Origin of the sequence: Klebsiella sp. P1CD1 (genome assembly GCF_003790505.1) — a bacterium.
Lineage (GTDB): Bacteria > Pseudomonadota > Gammaproteobacteria > Enterobacterales > Enterobacteriaceae > Klebsiella > Klebsiella variicola.
In genome coordinates, this window is sequence record NZ_CP033631.1 from 2,989,034 (window position 1) to 3,008,189 (window position 19,156).

Sequence of the window (19,156 nt, forward strand, 5' to 3'; positions counted from 1 at the left end):
GGAACACACCATGAAATATGCCGCTTTTAAACTGGCAGGGGTCGCACTGTCTCTTTCTCTGGCATGGACGTCTGCCCAGGCTGCCGCGCTGCGCGTCGCCGCGGACCCGGTTCCCCACGCGGAGATCCTCAACTACATCAAAAAAATCGATCCCAGCCTCGATCTGAAGGTGGTGGAGCTGACCAGCGGGGTCAACGCCAATGAACTGCTGGCCAGTGGCGATGTGGATGCCAACTACTTCCAGCATGTTCCCTATCTGAAGGATCAGGAAAAAGCGCTGGGTAAAACCTTTGCCGTCGCGGCCACCGTGCATATTGAGCCGCTGGGAATTTACTCGCATAAGCATAAAGATTTCTCATCACTGCCGGAAAACGCCACCGTGGCGGTGCCGAATAACACCACCAACCTGAGCCGGGCGCTGTTCCTGCTGCAGGCGCAGAAGCTTATTAAGCTGGATCCCAAATTTACCGACCCGGCCACCACCCTGGCGACGCCGAAGGATATTGTCGAGAACCCGAAACACCTGAAGATTCTGGAGATTGAATCACCGCAGATCCCGCGTTCCCTCGACGATGTCGACCTGGCGGTGATTAACGGTAACTACGCGCTGGAAGCCGGCCTGGTGCCAGCGAAAGATGCCCTGGGGCTGGAAAGCGCCGAGCATAATCCGTACGCCAATATTCTGGTGACCACCCCAGCCCTGGCGAATGACCCGCGCATTAAGGCGCTGGCGAAAGATCTGACGTCACCGCAGGTGGCGGAGTTTATCCGTAAAACCTACAACGGCTCGGTGATCCCGGTGGCCCCTCAGTCATGATAACCATCGAAGGGCTGAGCAAAACCTACGCCGGAACCGGCCGACCGGCGCTGAACGATATCGCGTTGCAGATACCGAAAGGGGCAATATACGGCATTCTCGGGCGCAGTGGCGCCGGCAAAAGTACGCTCATCCGCTGTCTCAATTTACTGGAGCGGCCCACCTCGGGCCGCATTCTGGTGAACGGACAGGATATTACCCAGTTGAACAAGGCGGCGCTGCGGGATTATCGCCTGCGCACCGGGATGATTTTCCAGCACTTCAATCTGCTGCATGCCCGCACCGTCGCTGACAACATCGCGGTGCCGCTGGAGATTGCCGGAGTGCCGAGGGCCGCTCGCGAGGCCAGGGTGCGCGAACTGCTGGAGCTGGTGGATCTCAGCGAAAAGGCCGCCGCCTTCCCGTCGCAGCTTTCCGGTGGGCAAAAACAGCGCGTCGGCATCGCCCGGGCGCTGGCCGCCCGGCCGGAAGTGTTGCTGTGCGATGAGGCGACCAGTGCGCTGGATCCCGAGACCACCGCCTCGGTGCTGGCCCTGCTGGCGGATATTAACCAGCGCCTCAATCTGACCATCGTGTTGATTACGCACCAGCTGGAGGTGGTGAAAACCATTTGTGACCACGCGGCGCTGCTGGAACAGGGCGAGATTGTCGAGAGCGGTAAACTCGCCGACCTGCTGGTGACCCCATGGTCGCGGCTGCGCCAGTCGTTGCTGCACGACCCGCAGGCTGAACAAGATTTTCTTACCCGTCACGGCGTTCAGGGGAGGCCATTATGCGGAGTAGCATGAGCTGGGAAGATTTGTGGCCGTTATTACTCGACGGCACGCTGGATACGCTTTATATGGTGGGCCTGGCGGCCCTGTTTACCGTTCTGATCGGGCTGCCCACCGGCGTGCTGTTATTTATTTCCCGCGCCAACGGGCTGGCGCCGATGCCGAAACTGAACGCGCTGTTAGGCGCGGTGATCAACATCGGCAGGTCGCTGCCGTTTATCGTGCTGCTGATCGCCCTGATCCCCTTTACCCGCCTGATCGTCGGCACCACGCTGGGCAGCACCGCCGCCATCGTGCCGGTGACCATCGGCGCCTTTCCGTTCTTTGCCCGTCTGACGGAAAACGCGCTCGACGAGGTGGACTACGGGAGAATCGAAGCCATTCTGTCGATGGGCGGTAACGTCTGGCACGTGATTTTTAAATCCCTGCTGCCGGAAGCCCTGCCAACGCTGCTGGCCGGGATCACGCTGACCATCGTGATGCTGATTGGTTTCTCCTCCATGGCCGGTGTGATCGGCGGCGGTGGACTCGGCGACCTCGCCATCCGCTACGGCTATCAGCGGTTTAATAATGAAGTCATGTTTGGCACGGTGCTGATCCTGGTGGCGATGGTCCAGGGCGTGCAAATGGCCGGCGATCGGCTGGTGCGCAGCCTGGCCCACCGTCGCTAACCGTCAGACACTAGTTCCAGCCGCACTCTGCCGCCAGCTGACGAACCAGACTGGCGGCGTCACACTCGCGGATCAACCCCACACCCTGCCCGGCCCAGTGGGCGCCATACTCATGAACGCCCTGGGCTTTCGCGGCGGCGGCCAGCGCTTTGCCGATATCATACGCCAGCGGATAATCCGGCACGGCGCTCGCCGGACAGGCTTCCCCCAGCGCACAGAAGGCATTCGCCAGACAGCGTGCCGGACGCCCGGATATCGCGGAGGTCAGCACCGTACGTCCGTCAATGCTGTTGTTGATCGCCGCGCGATAACCGGCGTCGGCGGCGGATTCCGGACACAGTAAAAACGCCGTACCGAGCTGAACGCCCTGCGCCCCCAACTGCATTACGCTGGTGATCCCCGCCCCGTCCATGATGCCCCCGGCGGCTACCACCGGGATGGTTAGCCGACGCCGCAGAAGTTGCACCAGGGTGAAGGTGCTCAGTTGGGCATCAGGCTCCTGCGGAGCAAAGATCCCCCGGTGCCCGCCCGCCTCATAGCCCTGAGCGACCACTACGTCGATCCCCTGCTGTTCAATCAGCAGCGCCTCCTGGAGCGAGGTTGCCGTCGCCAGGGTGACAATCCGCTGCTGTCGCAGACGCTGGATCGTCTCACGTTCAGGAAGACCAAAATGAAAACTCACCACCGCCGGCGACAGGTCGAGAAGCAGCTCCAGCATCGGCGCATGACCGATAAATGTCTGGTAGATCTCGCTTAACGAATCCGGTGGCGTACTGCCATAGCGGGCAAAATGGGGTCGTAAAGTTGTTGCCCAGTCGGCTTCCCGCCGGGCGTCGCGCCGGGGCGGCGCATGGCAGAACAGATTGACATTGAACGGACGGTCCGTCAGCTGGCGGGTGGCGACTATCATCGCTTCCGCCTGGGCAACGGTTGAAGCACCCAGCCCCAGCGAGCCCAGCGCGCCGGCATGACTTACCGCGGCAGCCAGCGCGGGGGTGGAGACGCCCGCCATCGGGGCCTGAATCAGGGGATAATCAATATCAATAAGCGAAAGCAGCGGGTTGCTCATGGTTTCCTCATGCATTAGCGGTGCCGGAGGCTTACCATCTCCTTTAAAGATGGTAAGATCAACATCATTATCGTATTGAGAAGAAAAATATGAACCACAGCACACTAGAGATCTTCATTCAGGTGGCAGAAACGCAGAGCGTCACCCAGGCAGCAAAACGGCTGGGCCGCGCACAGTCCAATATCACGACCCGCATTCAGCAGCTGGAAGAGGAGCTTGCCGTTGAGCTCTTCGTTCGCGGCAACAAAAAAATGGTGTTGTCCCCGGCAGGCGTACAGTTTCTCAGCTATGCCCGGCGGATCCTGAGCCTGGCGGAAGAGGCAAAGCAGGCTCTGCATCCGACAACCCCAGGCGGCAGTCTGCGTCTGGGCGCGATGGAGGCGACCGCCGCCAGCCGGCTGCCGCCGCTGCTAACCCGCTTTCAACAACGGTGCCCGCAGGTGGATATCACCCTCATCACCCAACCGACCCGCCAGTTAACCGAGGGAGTGTTAACCGCCGCCCTCGATGCCGCGCTGGTCTGCCTGCCGCCTGGGGCCGATGGTCAACCGGCCTGTCCCGCCGAGCTGGCATGCACCCCGGTGTTTTATGAAACGCTGATGCTGGTCCGTCCGCAGACCCCGGGCCCGCTGCGGTTCGCGGCATTCGCCAGCGGCTGCAGCTACCGCGCGCTGGGCGAACGCTGGCTGGCGGAGCAGCAGGCGGCCGTCGAGGTGCATGAGGTCAACTCCTATCACAGCATGCTCGCCTGCGTGGCTTCCGGACGCTACGCCTGCCTGCTGCCGCAGAGCGTGCTGTCGCAGATGACGCTTCCCGAAAACTGCCTTAGCGAACCGCTGTGCGAGGCGACCACCCAGCTTATCTGGCGCAGCGGCTTGAACGCCCCCGCTCTGAGCGAGTGGCGCAAGCTGCTGCAAAGCGTGGCGATTGGCTAAGCCCGGCGTTCGGTAAAGACCAGCCCTGCGGCAATCAGCAGCGCCAGCGCCGCAGCATAGAGCGCCGGGTTAAATGAAGCCGCGATCTGATACAGCGCGCCGGCGATAAGCGGCCCGGCAATCTGTCCCACGCCGTACAGTGCAGTCATCGCGGCAATCATATTGAAGCTCACCTGATGGCTGAGACTTTTCGCCTTCGGTAGCGCAATGGTGACGGTGCCCATAAAGGTAAAGCCCACCAATAGCGCGCTTAGCACGCAAAACAGCAGTGAAGCGCTGCAGGCTGGAAGGATCACGCCAAGCGCCTGGACGATCAGGTTGCGGGTCAGCGCCTGCCGGTACCCCCACTTTAGCACCAGCTTATGCCAGATAAGGCAGGACGGCGCGGCCGCCAGACCAAACAGCGCCCACAGATGGACCGGGTCAACGCTCTGCAGCGAACCGGACAGAAACAACGGCAGATAAGTGGCGGTGATGATATAGCCGAAGCCCGCCAGGCCGTAAACCATCAATAGTCGCCACGCCGCGCGACGCGTATCGCTCCCGGCCTCAGGCAAGGAGGTCTCAACATGGGAAACCCTCACCAGTGCAGCCGGCGGAGTCAGCAGCCAACGGATCGCCAGCGCCAGCAGCAGACCGGCGCATAATGCGCAGAGCAGCCAGATCTGCTGGCTGGTGAGGCTCAGGGCATGTCCAAGGGCGATCCCCTCCGCAGAGATAAATATCCCCAGCCCCACCCCGGCATACAGCAACGGCGCCCCGTGATGATGGCCCATATGTTCCAGCAGCCACAGCGAACCGGCAATCAGCGTTATCGCGCTCAGCGCGCCGGCGACGGCGCGCAGCGCAATAATGGTCCACGGCGAGCTCACCCAGGCCAGCAGCGCCAGGCTGGCGATGGTCAACCCGGCGGAGATAATGCTCAGTCGGCTGGCGGCCCCAGGCTGTACCCGCGCCAGCAGCAACGCGCCGACCAGATAACCAGCGTAATTGGCCGACGCGGCGAGATTGCCCTGGTGCAGGGTCAACAGACCTTCATTAAGCATCAGCGGCAGCACGCCGGTGAAGGCAAAGCGCCCGTAGCCCATGCCGATCATCAGTACTATCGACCCAGCCAGTGCCAGCCATATGGCCTGGCGCGATCTGTTATTCATCCACCACCTCACAATGATTCTCATATTAAGAACAATAGTATTTTATAATTCTTTTTTTATTATGATTAAGAGAGAATGTCGGCGCAAGGCGGACGTTAATCCGCTATGGTATTGACAGAGAGAAAATGGCGCCCGGGCACGTCTTAACACACGCCGGGCCGATTTACCGGTACAGTATCAACTTGAGCTTTTGCTTACGGGAGCCATTATGTTGTTCAGCCATATGCGTATTGCCAGACCGGTCAGTGAACTAGACGCCACCGCCAGCATGTATTGCGCCGGGCTGGGGCTTCAGCAACTCGGCAGCTTTACCGATCATGAAGGATTCAGCGGGATTATGCTCGGCGCGCCCGACGCGGGCTGGCATCTGGAATTCACCCACTGTCGCCACCATCCCGTCACTCCCTCGCCAGGAGATGAAGATTTGCTGGTGCTGTATTACCCACAGCAGGCGGAATGGCAAGCACAGTGCGCCGCCATGGACGCCGCCGGGTTTCTGCGGGTTACGGCGTTTAACCCTTACTGGGAGGTCAATGGCATCACTTTCGTCGACCGCGACGGCTATCGCACCGTGTTGCAAAACCGCGCCTGGGGAGAAGTACGAAGCGCTTCCGATCACGAGGAGAATCAATAACTTCCCCTATATGCCCTGCGCCGTGTCCGGCGCGGGCGCTATGGCTCTTCCGCCCGCAGCCACGGCGTCACCGTGAGCCCGGCCAGCAGCCCTTCCGGACTGAGCAATCGGGTGACCGTCTGTCCCCACGGTTCGTCGCGCGCCGCGACGAGCAGGCGGTATCCCTGCTGCTGCAGCCGCGCCGTCGCCGCAGTAAGGTCGCGGACCTCAAACTCAATCCATGCCTGCGGCACCGGCTCCGTCTCCGGCCACTGGTCCTGACCAAAACAGGACTGCGCCGCCTGCGCCAGCGGCCACAGCGCGAAATGTTTCACCCCGCCGATGGCATCCTGCTCGCTGAGGAGATACGCCTCGTTACCCGGCATCGGCTTTAGCGGCAAACCCAACGCCTGACAATAGAAGTCACGGCTTTGCGACGTGCTGCGGGTGATGGGACCGAAGCCCGCAATGAACAAAACGTCAATATCAGCGAAATCGTGGGACATGTTCTCTCCTGAACGCGGTGGTAAGCTAACGCCATCATGCCCGTACGCAGGCGCCAGCGGCAAACCCGATTAATGGCGGGCGCATGCACAACATCATCGACGGTACAGACCGTTGCGCCCCTTCGGACAGACGGCGACTTCATCGGTGACAGATAAAACGCCCTCGCGACTCGCCAGCGTCCTCGCGGCGCGCTATGCTAAACATCCCTTGTATTAATCACTTATCCCTATGAGCACTTCCGTCAGCACCACGCAACTCAATTTGCGCATCATTTCGATCGTTGTCTTCACCTGTATCTGCTATCTCTCCATCGGCCTGCCGCTGGCCGTACTGCCGGGATACATTCACTATCAGCTGGGCTACAGCACCTTTGTCGCCGGGATTGTGATCAGCCTGCAATACATCTCAACGCTGATCAGTCGACCGCACGCCGGGCGCTATACCGATATCTGGGGCCCGAAAAAAGTGGTCAGTCTCGGGATCATCTGCTGTCTGCTGAGCGGAGCATTCACCCTGCTGGCGGTGCTTTTGCAGGCGACGCCGATGCTGGCCATCGCCGCGCTGCTGGCGGGCCGGGTGTTTCTTGGTGTCGGCGAGAGCTTTACCGCGACCGGCGCCACGCTCTGGGGGATCAAAACCGTCGGCGCGATCCATACCTCGCGGGTGATCTCCTGGAATGGCGTGGCGACCTATGTCGCCATGGCGATCGGGGCGCCGCTGGGGGTCACTCTTAACCACTATTTCGGCATTAGCGGATTTGCCACGGTGGTGGTGGTGGTGGCCGTCATCGGCCTGCTGTTTGCCCGCACCCGCCAGGATGTCAGCGTGACTGCCGGTGTCAGAGCGCCCTTTCACGCAGTGGTACGAAAAATTTGGCCTTATGGCCTGGGGCTGGCCTTTGGTACCGTTGGCTTCGGCGTTATCGCCACCTTCATCACCCTCTATTTTGCGGCGCACAGCTGGCAGGGCGCGGCGTTTACCCTCTCCCTGTTCAGCGTCGGCTTTATCTGCGTCCGCCTGGTGCTGGGAAATACCATTACCCGCTATGGCGGGGTCCCGGTCTCGCTGGTCTGCTTTGTGATCGAGTGTCTCGGCCTGCTGCTGATCTGGCTGGCGCCGTCAGCCTGGGTGGCTGGCGTCGGCGCCTTTCTCACCGGCTCGGGTTTTTCCCTGGTCTTCCCGGCGCTAGGGGTCGAGGCAGTCAAACAGGTGGAAGAGCAAAACCAGGGGACCGCCCTCGGCACCTACTCGGCGTTTCTTGACCTGGCGCTGGGACTCACCGGGCCGCTGGCCGGATGGGTCGCCGGCTTCTACGACCTCGCCACGCTATATCTGTTGGCGGCGATTGTCGTGGTGTTCGCTTTCCTGCTCATTTTACGCGTCCAGCGACAACAGCGAGCCGTCTCAGGAACGTAGTCAGGCCTGGCCCGCGGATCGCCGCGGGCAAAAAACGAATCGGCAATTGACGACGATTCGGCTTCCATGCCAACATCCTCCTCAGCGTCTGACAACAGATGCAAGGACGGTAGCGGAGAACAACAGAGATCGCACAACGATCCAGCCCGGCGCCGTAGTCCAATCCGAATCACTGACCCACACGGTGAATTCCTGATTCTGGCGGGAAACACAGACATGCACCAAAGTTTTAATCAGCGCGTTCATTTCTATTACTGCGTCCTGGTCGCGCTGAAGATGCACGGAAAGTCGAAAAAATCGGGCGGTATCAGAGGAAAGAATAACTTTCTGCTGAAATGGCTGCGCCGGGCGCAGGATAACAACATCTTCCCGCCCGATATCACCAGCGAAATTGAATGGCTGCGAGGTAAAATCATTCAGGCCGGTTACGACACCGATCTCGAACCGATGCTGGATTTTGTTTACGCCACCGCCAGCCGCGCTGAAGCGCTCAAGAACGCCGAATAAGACACTGCGCCCGTAGCGGGCGCAGTGTCTGTCCATCCCACCGCTTCCCTGAGCGTACCGACCAGACGCGAAAACCCCACTGATGTTTATTCTTTTTGTGACACTGTCACGAAGTGGGTTACCGCTGGTAACATTCGGCGGCTGACAGGCTGCCTGTGGCGTTCTATGCTTTGCCCAGTCTTCCCTCACACAGGACCGCGCTATGGCTGACTGGAACCCTTCTTTGTATTTGCAATTTGACGCTGAACGTACCCGCCCCGCGGCCGACCTGCTCTCGCGTATTGCCCATCTGCAGGTTGAGCACGTTGTCGACCTTGGCTGCGGGCCGGGAAACAGCACCCGCCTGCTGCGCGCCGCCTGGCCGCTGGCGGCAATCACCGGTATCGATAACTCCCCGGCCATGCTGGCTCAGGCGGCACAGGCCTTACCCGACTGTGAGTTCATCGACGCCGATATTGCCCGCTGGCGGCCTGCGCAACCGGTAGACGTGATCTATGCGAACGCCTCTCTGCAGTGGCTGGCGGATCATGAGACGCTGTTTCCACATCTGGTGGCGCAGCTGGCCGTCAACGGAACGCTGGCCGTGCAAATGCCGGATAACTGGCAGGAACCTTCGCATACCCTGATGCGCAAGGTCGCCGACGAGCAGGGATTACCGGACCGCGGGCGCCAGCCCTTACTCCCGCCGGACGCCTGGTATGACATGCTGACCCGTCAGGGTTGTGAAGTTGATATCTGGCGCACCACCTATTTTCATCCCCTCGCTTCCCATCAGGCGATAAGCGACTGGTTGCAGGGGACCGGATTGCGTCCCTATCTGGCCGGCCTGGACGAGCAGTCCAGAAACGCATTTCTGACACGCTATGTCGAACTACTGGCCGAACACTATCCGTTACAGTGTAACGGAAAGGTGCTCCTGCGATTCCCCAGGTTGTTTATCGTGGCGCGAAAAATCGACGTCTAACCGGAATGAGCTCGTAAGCGTGGTAATGGGTATGGAAAACAGGGCGAAAAATCGTCCTGCTTATCAGGATGAAACATCCTGAACATTGCGATATTCAACCTCTTTCCCGGCATGCGACAGTGATTGCCATCTCAACACCCAATAACGGGAGTCACTGTGGAAAATAGCGCTGTTAATCGCAACACCCTGGCCGCCATTGCGCCAAAACTGGCCGAACTGACCGAAACGGTACTGTTTGGTGATATCTGGGCTCGCCGCGATCTGTCGCCCCGCGAACGGAGCCTGATCACCCTTTCTGCCCTGACGGCGCTGGGTAAAACCCAGCAACTGCCGTGGCATATCGCTCTCGGCTATCAAAATGGCCTGAGCCAGGCCGAAATCGTCGAGCTGTTCACCCACCTGGCGTTCTATGCCGGCTGGCCAGCGGCGGCCAGCGCCCTGACCTGTCTGAATGAGCAGGAGACACCATGCCCCTGACCCGCATATCGCTTGGCACGGCCTGGCGTCCCACGGAGTTTGCTCAATTGTCGGCGCTCTTTCATGAGTGTCTGGTGGCAGAGTTCGACGTGCCGTCAGCAGATAAATTTCAGTTTATCGAGCAGGCCGCCGACGAGCAGCGCATTTACGACCCGAACTACCTCAGCGACGGACGCAGCGCCCGCTTCGTGCTGTTTCATATTTTCGCCGGTAAACCGCGCAGCCGGGCGCAGAAACAGAGGCTTTATCGTCGGCTCTGTGCGCGGTTAGCCGATGAGATGGCGGTCAGCCCGCAGGACGTGATGGTGGTTATCCAGTTTAATCAGCAGGAGGACTGGAGTTTTAGCGCAGGGAGGATGTCTATTGAATAACGCCGGCGGCGCCGCATGAGGCGCCGCGTTTCAGCACTATATTATTTGCTACCAGGCGAGATGATGCACCAGTGAGAGATCCCAGGCCGTAGCCAATAGTGAAAGAAACATAATCAGATTGACCACTGTGTCGAGACGTTTTTCCATCGTTGCTTCTCCTGAGCCGGTTTCCCCTGTTATAGCGGGAAAAGCTTAACAACCTCTTACCGCTTCAGGACCCAAGCGTGATCCTGTAGCGCACATAATCGTCAGCCGGGGTAAACTCATCATACAGATGACGGGCGGGATTATCACGGCGCGTATGCCAGTACAGCCGCGACCAGCCTTTGTCTGCCCCTTCGGTTTGCAGCGACTTAATGATTGTTCTGGCAATGCCTTGTCCACGGAAGGCAGGATCGACAAACAGATCCTCCAGATAGCAGATGGGCGTGGTGACCCAGGTTCCCTCGTGAAGAATGCAGATGGCGAACCCCACCACCGTATCATCGACCACAGCCACCCTGCCCAGCACCGGGGAGTTCTCGTCCAGCATTCGCTGCCAGGTGCATTCGGTCACCTCTTCCGGCTGCGGGCTGCCATGGAAGCGGGTATAGCCTTCCCAGAGATTAAGCCATTCGGCTTTGTCGTGCGGCCGTATTTCCCGGATATCGATGACCATGCGAGTTTCCTTACAGATGAATGAATTAGCCTGCGAACATTGGCAGGGAAAATGGGTTCAAACCATTATTTTCCTGCACAGGCATATGTTCAAGCGGCTTAGCGGCAATTCTCTCCCTGAAGGGGCGATTTGGCACTAAAAGGCTTTTTTCGCAGCGGAGTAACAGACCGGCTTGTTAACTATGATAAAAAGTATGTTGTAACTAATGAGGTAGCTTTAAAACCCGGCCGCAGCCGGGTGAATGACGTCCGCTATCAGCACAAAGGCTGTACAGCATCGCGCATACCGCGGGACAGGATAGCATCGAGGTCGGCAGTCACCTGCTCCACCAGACCCGGGATCTGGCTCAAGTCCTGTTCCCAATGAGCCTCTACGCTGAGTACCGCAGTCACCAGCTCGCGGGTGCTCATCTGGCGATCGCGATGCCGGGCCCACAGCGTCTGATATCGCGTCAACCATTCGGCGTCATCCTGTACCGGATAGCGTTCACCCTCCCGCTCTCCCCGGTAAAAGGCGATCAGTGCTGCCAGGGCAAAAGTCAGCCGCGGCGGCAGTTGCCCACTCTTTTGCTGCCCTGCCAGCAGTTGCGGCAGAATGCGAGTGCGGTATTTGGTCATGCCGTTGAGCGCAATCGAGAGCAGCTGATGTTTAATATACGGGTTACGGAAGCGCCCGGTCACGGCGCTGGCAAATGACTCAAGCTCATCGCGCGGCAGATCCAGCACCGGAATAATCTCGTCATAAATCGCTTTTTCGACAAACGCGCAAATCTCCGCATCGTTCATCGCCTCACCCACGGTGTCGATCCCGGCCAGGAAGGCCACCGGCACCAGCGCGGTATGCGCCCCGTTGAGGATCGCCACTTTGCGCTCTTTATACGGCTTGATATCGTCCACAATGCGCACATTCAGCGGCAGTTTATCGAGACGCAGCTCGGCCGCCAGCGAGGCAGGCCCCTGGATCACAAACAGGTAGAAATGCTCGGCGGTATCAAGGAAGGCATCTTTATAGCCAGTCTGTGCCTCAAGGGCCGCCACTTCATCACGCGGATAGCCGGTTACGATGCGATCCACCAGCGTTGAACAGAAGGTGTTCGCCGAGGTCAGCCAGCGGATAAAAGCCTGCGGCAGCTGCCACTCAGCAGCATAGCGCAGCACCAGCGCCTGCAGCGCCTCGCCGTTATAATCGATCAGTTCGCAGGGAATAATCACCCATCCCTTGTCGGCCGCACCGGCGAAATGCTGGTAGCGTTCAAACAGCAGACGCGTCAGTTTCGCCGGATAACTGACCGGCGGCGCGTCGTCAAAACGATCCCCGGCATGATAGCTGATGCCCGCCTCAGTGGTATTGGAGAAGACAAACCGCATCTCCGGGTTATGCGCCAGACGTAAAAAAGCGTCGAAGTCAGCGTAAGCGCTGATCTCCCGGTTGACCGAGCGGATCAAGCGCGCGTCGCTCACCGCCTCACCTTGCTCGTTCAGACCGCGAATAATGGTGGTGTAAAGGCCGTCCTGGGTGCTCAGTGAAGGCGGGAAATCCGTCGCAATAGGACGGACGACCACGATGCCCGCATTCAGGTCGGTATGCTCGTTGAGGAGATCTATCTGCCAGTCAACGAATGCGCGCAGGAAATTGCCTTCACCAAACTGGATGATACGGTCAGGGTACTGCGCGCCGGGGAAATCACGACGGTTTAATGTTTTCACAATGGGTTCCCTCTAATAGTAGTCATACAACCTGAGTAATTGGTCCAATAAGTTATCAGGTTTTTCTACCAGTGAAACCCCGTTTTGATCAAAGCATTCTGCAATAGCGGCCGTCAGGGCAAAAACTTATAGAACAGTGAGGTGGCGGTCATCTCTCCGTCAGGCATCAGCGCATAGCGCGGGATTTCCCCCACTTTTTCCCAGCCACAGCGGACATAGAACTGCTCCGCCCCGCTACCGGCTGCCGTGTCCAGCACCAACACCGTCTTCCCTTCCTGTCGGGCAACATGCTCTAGCTCGCTCATCAGCGCGTTGGCAATCCCCTGGCGACGGGCATTTTGGTGAACCAAAAGTTTGGCGACATCCGCACGATGGGGCTGGTTTTCCGGTTGGCGGGTAATAAGTTGCACGGTACCGATGGGTTGCTCGCTGGCGTCGAGGGCCACCAGTACGATGCGCTCGCCGGCCGCCACGCTGTCGGCGGTCTGTTGCCAGAAAGTGGTGGCCGTCTGCGCGCTAAAGGGCAGCATAAAACTTACCGAGGCGCCGCCGTTGACGCAGCTTGCCAGGATATCGCTTAATGCCGGGAGGTGGTGCAGAATATCGTCACGCGACAGCGTGCGCAGTGAAAAGGATGTGGTCATGGAAGCTCCCTGTAATTGACCACATCACTATGTTTTTAACCAAAAATTAACACAAGCGGATTCCGTATAGGATTTTCTTATGGTGCACTTTCGGTTAGCGCTGGCATACAGATGCGATTGCGACCGGTCTGTTTGGCTTTGACCATCTCCTCGTCTGCCGCCATCAGCAATTGGTTAAACAGCTCCGTGATGCGAGCGTGTCCCACCTCGCGCGTCTCCAGCCCCATGCTGATGGTCAGATGGATTGGATTCTGCCCCAGGCCGAAGGGTTGCGACTCCACCCCGTGGCGGATTTTTTCCGCCAGTAAATAGCCCTGCTGGGTACTGTCGACGACCGCCGCCACCGCAAACTCTTCACCGCCAATGCGGGCAACCATCCCCTGCTCGTCCACCAGCTGCCGAACCTGTTGGGCAAACTGGGTCAATACGCAATCGCCGCCTTCATGGCCCAGAGCATCATTCACCCGTTTGAAGCCATCGATATCCAGCACCATCACAGTCAGCAGCTTATCGGCGGGCAACGCCTGACGCTTCAGCGCCTCGCTCAGTCCGGAACGGGAATACACCCGGGTCTGAAAATCAAAATCGGCGCGCAGGGCCAGCTGTTTCACCAGCGTGTTAATCGCTTCGACACTGGAAGCGACAATCACCGGGCTAATCAGCATAGCGGCAATGCCGAGGCGGGTGGAGAACAGCTGCCACGGCTGCATTCGCGCATCCGGCGAAAAGTGAATTAACGAGTTGGCGACCAGCAATATCTCGCTGATGCCGGTGAGAAAGGTTAACAGGCAGGTCAGCGGCAGCGGATAACGAACGGCGCACCAGATCAGGGCCGGCAACGGGAAGGTAATGCTGCCGGCGCCGCCCACCGCCACGCCGAGGGCTATCGACAGCACCAGCGCCAGCGCGGGCAGCAGCTGGCGAAAACGAAAACCGCTTAATGCCGAAGGCAACGTCAGGGTCAGAATAAACGGCAGGATCAGCACCGCTGTCGAGAACTGTTCGCTAAACCAGTCTGCCAGTTGGGGAATAAAGGTGGCGCGTTCAACATCCACCGACCCCAGGGCGCCGACGGCGGCGCACAATAAGGCGGCAAACAGGCAAAAACAGAATAAATTAAGCGCATTAATCGGGCCGGGCATGGAGTCGGCGCGTCGCTTATCCCACAGCACCAGCTGCGCCAGCACCACAATAAAGACAATATTGGAGAAATTAATCAGCAATGAGGCAAAGCCCATCCCCCAGCGCGAAGTGAGTCCGTCATAAACCAGCATTGCCGCAAAACAGACGGCATAAAAATAGCTGCGATTAAGCCAGACATAGCGCGCAAAGATCCCGGCCATCACGGCATTGAGCGGCCAGAAGAATGAGAGCTCCTGCACCAGGCGCAGCATAGCCCCCAGAAAATGCAGTAGTAGCGTTAACGTGAATAATACCAGTGCGTCGCGCACGGGCTGCTCTTCACGAAACAGCGTAAATGACCGAATCGACAGTGAAGACATTCAGTAATTATCCGTCTAATTGTTTCAGGCAATTATTATGTTAATAATTAGTTAGCGGATTATCATAACATGAGAATATTTATCAGGCATACTCCGGCGCCGATCAAATGCAGATTACCGCACAGACGGGCCGTTCATCTGCAGCACCAGCCAGTGATGGATCACCTGCACCACATAGCGCTGCTCCTGCTCGCTCAGCGCGCGGCCGTGGGGAATGGCGTGCCATTTTTCCAGACAGCCGCGGCAGCAGGTGGCGGTCGCATGCTGGGCGATAAATACCGGATGGCCGCGCATCGGCGTCTGCTTACCGTCGTTCATCGGTTCGGCGGGCGCCAGCCGCTGGCGGATAAAATCCGCAGCGTGCTGGTCGATGATCTCCGGCCCCTTATCAAGACAGTATTGCCGCTCTTTGACCCCGAGTCGAAAGCGTGAACGAAACGTCGAGCGCGCCAGACGGGCAAACAACCGATCCTGCTCAACCATCAGAACACCGACCTCCCCATCCGCTGAGTCAGTTTTTCCAGCAGCGCCACGCCGGCCAGCGAGTTCCCGGCGTCATCAAGCTCCGGGCTCCACACGGCGATCGCCATCTCCTGCGGCACAATCGCCACAATTCCGCCGCCGACGCCCGATTTCGCCGGCAGGCCAACGCGCCAGGCGAATTCGCCGGCGTTCTGGTACATGCCGCTGGTCATCATCAGGGCATTCACCTGACGGGACTGAATGGGCGCGATAACCGGTGCCTCCAGGTGCGGGGCGATACCGCGATCGGCGAGAAACAGGAAGGTTCGCGCCAGCTCAACGCAGCTCATCTCCAGCGAACAGTAGTGGAAATAGTTCTGCAGCACGGTGGCGACGTCGTTATGGAAGTTACCGAAGGATTTCATCAGCCAGGCGATGGCGGCGTTGCGCGCCGAATGCTCGAACTCAGAGCGGGCCACCACCGGATCGTAGGCGATATCGGCCACGCCGCTCAGGCGGCGGACAATCTCCAGCATCCGCTGACGCGGGGCGCTGAGCCGGCTCTGCAGCATGTCGCAGACCACCAGCGCCCCGGCGTTGATAAACGGGTTTCGCGGTTTGCCCTGCTCGATCTCCAGCTGCAAAAGGGAGTTAAAGGGCTGGCCGGAGGGATCTTTGCCCACCCGCTGCCAGATCTCCTCTTCCTGATAGTGGTTCATGGCCACCACCAGGCTCAATACCTTGGAGATAGACTGGATGGAAAAACGTTCATGCGCATCGCCGGCGGCGAAGTGCTGCCCGTCTACCGTACTGATCGCAATGCCAAGCTTATCGCCGCTGACGCTGGCCAGCGCCGGAATGTAATCCGCCACTTTACCGCGGCCAATCAGCGGCCTGATTTCTGCCAGAATGGCTTCCAGCATTGCGTTATTGATCACCGCCGCCACATGCAGCTCCTTGCCCACCATCGAAATTTGGTGGGCGAGTATAGCAGACGTGGGCGACGGTCGTCAGGGGGCTAACGTTGATTAGCGACGGTCTTTCCAGACAGTCTGCGCATTACAGAACTCGTGCAGACCAAAATGCGACAGCTCGCGACCAAAACCACTCTTCTTCACGCCGCCGAAGGCCACGCGGGCGTCGCTGGCGCAGTAGCCGTTGAGGAAGACGCCGCCGCACTCCAGCTCGCGGGCGAAGCGCTGGGCCTGCGCCTCGTCGGTGGTGTAGACCGTTGCCGACAGGCCAAACTCGCTGTCGTTGGCGAGGGCCAGCGCATGGTCAGCGTCGCGAGCGGTGGTGAGGGTCGCTACCGGACCAAACAGCTCCTGACGAAAACCGGTCATCCCGGCGGTGACATTGCCCAGCACCGTTGGCGCATAGTAGTTGCCCGCCCCTTCGATTTTTTCCGCGCCCAGCAGCAGAGTTGCCCCTTCATCAAGGGTCGCCGTTACCTGCTGGTGCAGTTCATCGCGCAGGTCGAAACGCGCCATCGGCCCGACGTAGTTTTGCTCATCGCGCGGGTCGCCCATCTTCAGCGCCGCCACGGCGTCGACGAATTTGCGGGTGAACGCGTCGGCAATGCCAGCTTCGAGGATGAAGCGTTTCGACGCGGCGCACACCTGGCCGCTGTTCTGATAGCGACCGGTGACGGCGGCCTTCACCGCCTCATCCAGGTCGGCATCGTTGAGCACGATAAAGGGATCGGAGCCACCCAGCTCAAGCACGCATTTCTTCAGCGCCGCCCCCGCCTGGGCGCCAATCGCCTTGCCGGCGCGGACGCTGCCGGTGACGGTCACCGCCGCGATGCGGTCATCATTGATGATCTGCGAAACGCCGTCATTGGTGGCGTTCACCCAACCGAACACGCCATCCGGCAGGCCGGCGGCGGCAAAAATCTCGCCCAGCAGGCGGGCGCTGCCCATCACGTTCGGGGCATGCTTCAGCAGGTAGCTGTTGCCGGCCAGCAGGATCGGCACCGCGCCGCGCAGCACCTGCCAGACCGGGAAGTTCCACGGCATGACCGCCAGAATGGCGCCCAGCGGACGATACTCAATCACCGCCTGGTTATTTTCCACCTGGGTGGCTTCCGTCGCCAGCATCGCCGGGCCGTGCTCGGCGTACCAGTCGCAGAGGTTGGCGGATTTCGCCACCTCGCCGCGCGCCTGAGCGATCGGCTTGCCCATCTCGAGGGTGATCATCTGGGCCACCTCTTCCCCGCGGGCGCGCAGCGCGGCCCCGATGCGGCGCAGCGCATCAGCGCGCTCGGCGAGCGGCGTCTGACGCCACTGGCGATAGCCTGCCGCGGCGAGAGCGATAGCCGCATCGACCTCGCGTTCGCTGGCCCAGGGCAGCGAGGAGACCACCTCACCGGTAGTCGGGTTGACGGAAACCGCGTGCGTTGCAGATAAATTCATCGTTATTCTCTCTCTCGTTGCTTGCGAAGTAACCGTATTCTGGCTTACCTTTCCATTCATTGAAAATGAATAATATTAAGCAACGCATTCACAAAAGAAGAATAGTATGGACCTGACTCAGCTAGAGATGTTTAACGCTGTCGCCACCACCGGCAGCATTACCCAGGCGGCGCAGAAAGTGCATCGCGTGCCGTCCAACCTCACCACCCGCATCCGCCAGCTGGAGGCAGACCTCGGCGTAGAGCTGTTTATCCGCGAGAACCAGCGCCTGCGCCTCTCGCCTGCGGGACACAGCTTTTTGCGCTACAGCCAGCAGATCCTCGCCCTGGTGGACGAGGCGCGGATGGTGGTGGCAGGCGATGAACCCCAGGGACTGTTTTCTCTTGGTTCGCTGGAGAGCACCGCGGCGGTACGGATCCCCACCACCCTGGCCCACTTTAATCAGCGCTACCCGAAAATTCACCTGGCGCTCTCCACCGGCCCTTCCGGGACGATGATCGACGGCGTGCTGGAGGGCGCCCTGAGCGCCGCGTTCGTTGACGGCCCGCTGGTGCATCCGGGTCTGGAGGGGCTGCCGGTGTTCCCGGAAGAGATGATGATCGTCGCCCCGTACGGCCACGCGCCCATCGACCGCGCCAGCGAAGTGAACGGGGCCAACGTTTACGCCTTTCGCGCCAACTGCTCCTACCGCCGGCATTTTGAGAGCTGGTTCCATGCCGACAGAGCAACCCCGGGCAGGATCCACGAGATGGAGTCTTACCATGGGATGCTGGCCTGCGTGATCGCCGGCGCGGGCCTGGCGTTGATCCCGCGCAGTATGCTGGAGAGTATGCCCGGTCATCAGCAGGTTTCCGCCTGGCCGCTAGCCGAAGAGTGGCGCTGGTTAACCACCTGGCTGGTGTGGCGCCGGGGCGCCAAAACCCGCCAGCTGGAGGCGTTTATAGCGCTGCTGAACGAAGATCGGCAAACAGCGGTTTCTCCATAAACACGCTGAGCGGATCGGGCTGATACGGCGCAAACGCGCAGCGGGTCTGGTAGCCGTTGCGCGTGTAGAGGGTGATGGCCGCATGCTGATGGATACCGGTTTCAAGCCGCAGCGTATGACAGTCGCGCTGGCGCGCTTTCGCTTCCAGCGCCGCCAGCAGCTTTTCTCCCAGCTGCTGTCCGCGGTGCTGCGGATCGATATAGACCCGCTTCATCTCGCCGAAACCTTCCTCACTGAGGACGATAGCCCCGCAGCCAACGGCCTCGCCCTGCGCGCTGCGGATGACCAGGGCGATCACCGTCTGCGGCGGCAGCTGGCTGAGGTCCAGCAAATGGTTGCTCTCTGCCGGATAGAGTGTCTCCTGCCAGGCGTCGAGAGCGGCAATCAGGGCGGTAAATTCTGCGTCGGTGGGGGCGATGTCGGTAACGGTATACATAGGTGAACTCCTTTTTTTACGCCACTGTAGCGCGCCCTCGGCCCGTTTCCGCCATAGCATTAACTTATATTGCTG

Annotated in this window: 22 protein-coding genes; 11 read left to right on the plus strand and 11 right to left on the minus strand. The window is 59.7% G+C overall.

Annotated elements, in window-relative coordinates; translation table 11 throughout:
* Positions 1-10 precede the first annotated feature (10 nt).
* From DTA24_RS14935 to DTA24_RS14945, 3 genes are read left to right on the plus strand one after another with little or no spacing between them, the layout of a single operon-like run.
* Positions 11-817, plus strand: a complete 807-nt coding sequence (locus DTA24_RS14935) for a MetQ/NlpA family ABC transporter substrate-binding protein (protein ID WP_002904638.1) — start codon at positions 11-13, stop codon at positions 815-817.
* On the plus strand, positions 814-1,605 hold the full coding sequence (locus DTA24_RS14940) for a methionine ABC transporter ATP-binding protein (protein WP_008804932.1): 792 nt from the start codon (positions 814-816) through the stop codon (positions 1,603-1,605). Before DTA24_RS14935 ends, DTA24_RS14940 begins: the two co-directional genes overlap by 4 nt.
* Positions 1,602-2,261 carry a methionine ABC transporter permease gene (locus DTA24_RS14945; RefSeq protein ID WP_004217626.1) on the plus strand — a complete coding sequence of 220 codons (660 nt, stop codon included), beginning with the start codon at positions 1,602-1,604 and terminating at the stop codon, positions 2,259-2,261. The genes DTA24_RS14940 and DTA24_RS14945 overlap by 4 nt, the downstream gene beginning before the upstream one ends.
* Before the next feature lie 10 nt (positions 2,262-2,271).
* Here DTA24_RS14945 and DTA24_RS14950 read toward each other — a convergent pair whose 3' ends face one another.
* The gene (locus DTA24_RS14950) at positions 2,272-3,330 is read right to left on the minus strand and encodes an NAD(P)H-dependent flavin oxidoreductase (RefSeq protein WP_012968253.1); all 1,059 of its coding nucleotides are present in this window, start codon (positions 3,328-3,330) and stop codon (positions 2,272-2,274) included.
* An 89-nt stretch (positions 3,331-3,419) separates the two neighbouring features.
* Here DTA24_RS14950 and DTA24_RS14955 point away from each other — a divergent pair, with 89 nt between their 5' ends.
* Positions 3,420-4,265, plus strand: coding sequence for a LysR substrate-binding domain-containing protein (locus DTA24_RS14955; RefSeq protein WP_023340121.1), 846 nt, complete (start codon positions 3,420-3,422; stop codon positions 4,263-4,265).
* Here DTA24_RS14955 and DTA24_RS14960 read toward each other — a convergent pair.
* Positions 4,262-5,419, minus strand: coding sequence for a YbfB/YjiJ family MFS transporter (locus DTA24_RS14960; RefSeq protein ID WP_008804936.1), 1,158 nt, complete (start codon positions 5,417-5,419; stop codon positions 4,262-4,264). The two genes, DTA24_RS14955 and DTA24_RS14960, sit on opposite strands and share 4 nt — an antisense overlap.
* 208 nt (positions 5,420-5,627) lie before the next feature.
* Here DTA24_RS14960 and DTA24_RS14970 point away from each other — a divergent pair, with 208 nt between their 5' ends.
* Positions 5,628-6,053, plus strand: a complete 426-nt coding sequence (locus tag DTA24_RS14970; protein WP_032733017.1) for a VOC family protein — start codon at positions 5,628-5,630, stop codon at positions 6,051-6,053.
* Between the two features lie 38 nt (positions 6,054-6,091).
* Here the strand turns inward: DTA24_RS14970 and DTA24_RS14975 are convergent, their stop codons facing one another.
* Entirely contained in the window at positions 6,092-6,538 is a 447-nt protein-coding gene (locus tag DTA24_RS14975) for a VOC family protein (RefSeq protein ID WP_012541761.1), read from the minus strand.
* A 229-nt stretch (positions 6,539-6,767) separates the two neighbouring features.
* Between DTA24_RS14975 and DTA24_RS14980 the strand changes: the two genes are divergently transcribed.
* The 5 genes from DTA24_RS14980 to DTA24_RS15000 all read left to right on the plus strand — a co-directional run bounded on the left by DTA24_RS14980 (position 6,768) and on the right by DTA24_RS15000 (position 10,274).
* The gene (locus DTA24_RS14980; RefSeq protein WP_023340119.1) at positions 6,768-7,955 is read left to right on the plus strand and encodes an MFS transporter; all 1,188 of its coding nucleotides are present in this window, start codon (positions 6,768-6,770) and stop codon (positions 7,953-7,955) included.
* A 216-nt stretch (positions 7,956-8,171) separates the two neighbouring features.
* Positions 8,172-8,462: a hypothetical protein gene (locus DTA24_RS14985; protein WP_008804940.1), complete on the plus strand. Its 291-nt coding sequence runs from the start codon at positions 8,172-8,174 to the stop codon at positions 8,460-8,462.
* Positions 8,463-8,664: 202 nt separating this feature from the next.
* Positions 8,665-9,426, plus strand: coding sequence for a trans-aconitate 2-methyltransferase (tam, locus tag DTA24_RS14990; protein ID WP_043875302.1), 762 nt, complete (start codon positions 8,665-8,667; stop codon positions 9,424-9,426).
* 156 nt (positions 9,427-9,582) lie between these two features.
* On the plus strand, positions 9,583-9,903 hold the full coding sequence (locus tag DTA24_RS14995; RefSeq protein WP_008804942.1) for a carboxymuconolactone decarboxylase family protein: 321 nt from the start codon (positions 9,583-9,585) through the stop codon (positions 9,901-9,903).
* Positions 9,894-10,274 (plus strand): tautomerase family protein, encoded by a 381-nt coding sequence (locus DTA24_RS15000; RefSeq protein WP_023340117.1) that lies wholly within the window; start codon positions 9,894-9,896, stop codon positions 10,272-10,274. Before DTA24_RS14995 ends, DTA24_RS15000 begins: the two co-directional genes overlap by 10 nt.
* A 211-nt stretch (positions 10,275-10,485) precedes the next feature.
* Here DTA24_RS15000 and DTA24_RS15010 read toward each other — a convergent pair whose 3' ends face one another.
* The 7 genes from DTA24_RS15010 to sad all read right to left on the minus strand — a co-directional run bounded on the left by DTA24_RS15010 (position 10,486) and on the right by sad (position 17,660).
* Positions 10,486-10,932, minus strand: coding sequence for a GNAT family N-acetyltransferase (locus DTA24_RS15010; RefSeq protein WP_123836919.1), 447 nt, complete (start codon positions 10,930-10,932; stop codon positions 10,486-10,488).
* Between the two features lie 254 nt (positions 10,933-11,186).
* The gene (locus DTA24_RS15015) at positions 11,187-12,638 is read right to left on the minus strand and encodes a tagaturonate reductase (protein WP_008804945.1); all 1,452 of its coding nucleotides are present in this window, start codon (positions 12,636-12,638) and stop codon (positions 11,187-11,189) included.
* A 113-nt stretch (positions 12,639-12,751) separates the two neighbouring features.
* Complete coding sequence (locus tag DTA24_RS15020; protein WP_016160997.1) at positions 12,752-13,282, minus strand: GNAT family N-acetyltransferase; 531 nt, start codon at positions 13,280-13,282, stop codon at positions 12,752-12,754.
* A 77-nt stretch (positions 13,283-13,359) separates the two neighbouring features.
* Complete coding sequence (locus DTA24_RS15025) at positions 13,360-14,784, minus strand: GGDEF domain-containing protein (protein ID WP_008804947.1); 1,425 nt, start codon at positions 14,782-14,784, stop codon at positions 13,360-13,362.
* Positions 14,785-14,898: 114 nt separating this feature from the next.
* Complete coding sequence (locus DTA24_RS15030; RefSeq protein ID WP_008804948.1) at positions 14,899-15,267, minus strand: DUF4186 domain-containing protein; 369 nt, start codon at positions 15,265-15,267, stop codon at positions 14,899-14,901.
* A complete protein-coding gene (gene glsB, locus DTA24_RS15035) occupies positions 15,267-16,193 on the minus strand; it encodes a glutaminase B (protein ID WP_008804949.1) in 927 nt (308 codons plus the stop codon). The genes DTA24_RS15030 and glsB overlap by 1 nt, the downstream gene beginning before the upstream one ends.
* Positions 16,194-16,274: 81 nt before the next feature.
* On the minus strand, positions 16,275-17,660 hold the full coding sequence (gene sad, locus DTA24_RS15040) for a succinate-semialdehyde dehydrogenase (RefSeq protein ID WP_008804950.1): 1,386 nt from the start codon (positions 17,658-17,660) through the stop codon (positions 16,275-16,277).
* A 106-nt stretch (positions 17,661-17,766) separates the two neighbouring features.
* Here sad and ptrR point away from each other — a divergent pair, with 106 nt between their 5' ends.
* Positions 17,767-18,645, plus strand: a complete 879-nt coding sequence (gene ptrR / locus DTA24_RS15045; RefSeq protein WP_008804951.1) for a putrescine utilization regulator PtrR — start codon at positions 17,767-17,769, stop codon at positions 18,643-18,645.
* Here ptrR and DTA24_RS15050 read toward each other — a convergent pair.
* Positions 18,599-19,081 carry a GNAT family N-acetyltransferase gene (locus DTA24_RS15050; protein ID WP_008804952.1) on the minus strand — a complete coding sequence of 161 codons (483 nt, stop codon included), beginning with the start codon at positions 19,079-19,081 and terminating at the stop codon, positions 18,599-18,601. The two genes, ptrR and DTA24_RS15050, sit on opposite strands and share 47 nt — an antisense overlap.
* Between the last annotated feature and the right edge of the window lie 75 nt (positions 19,082-19,156).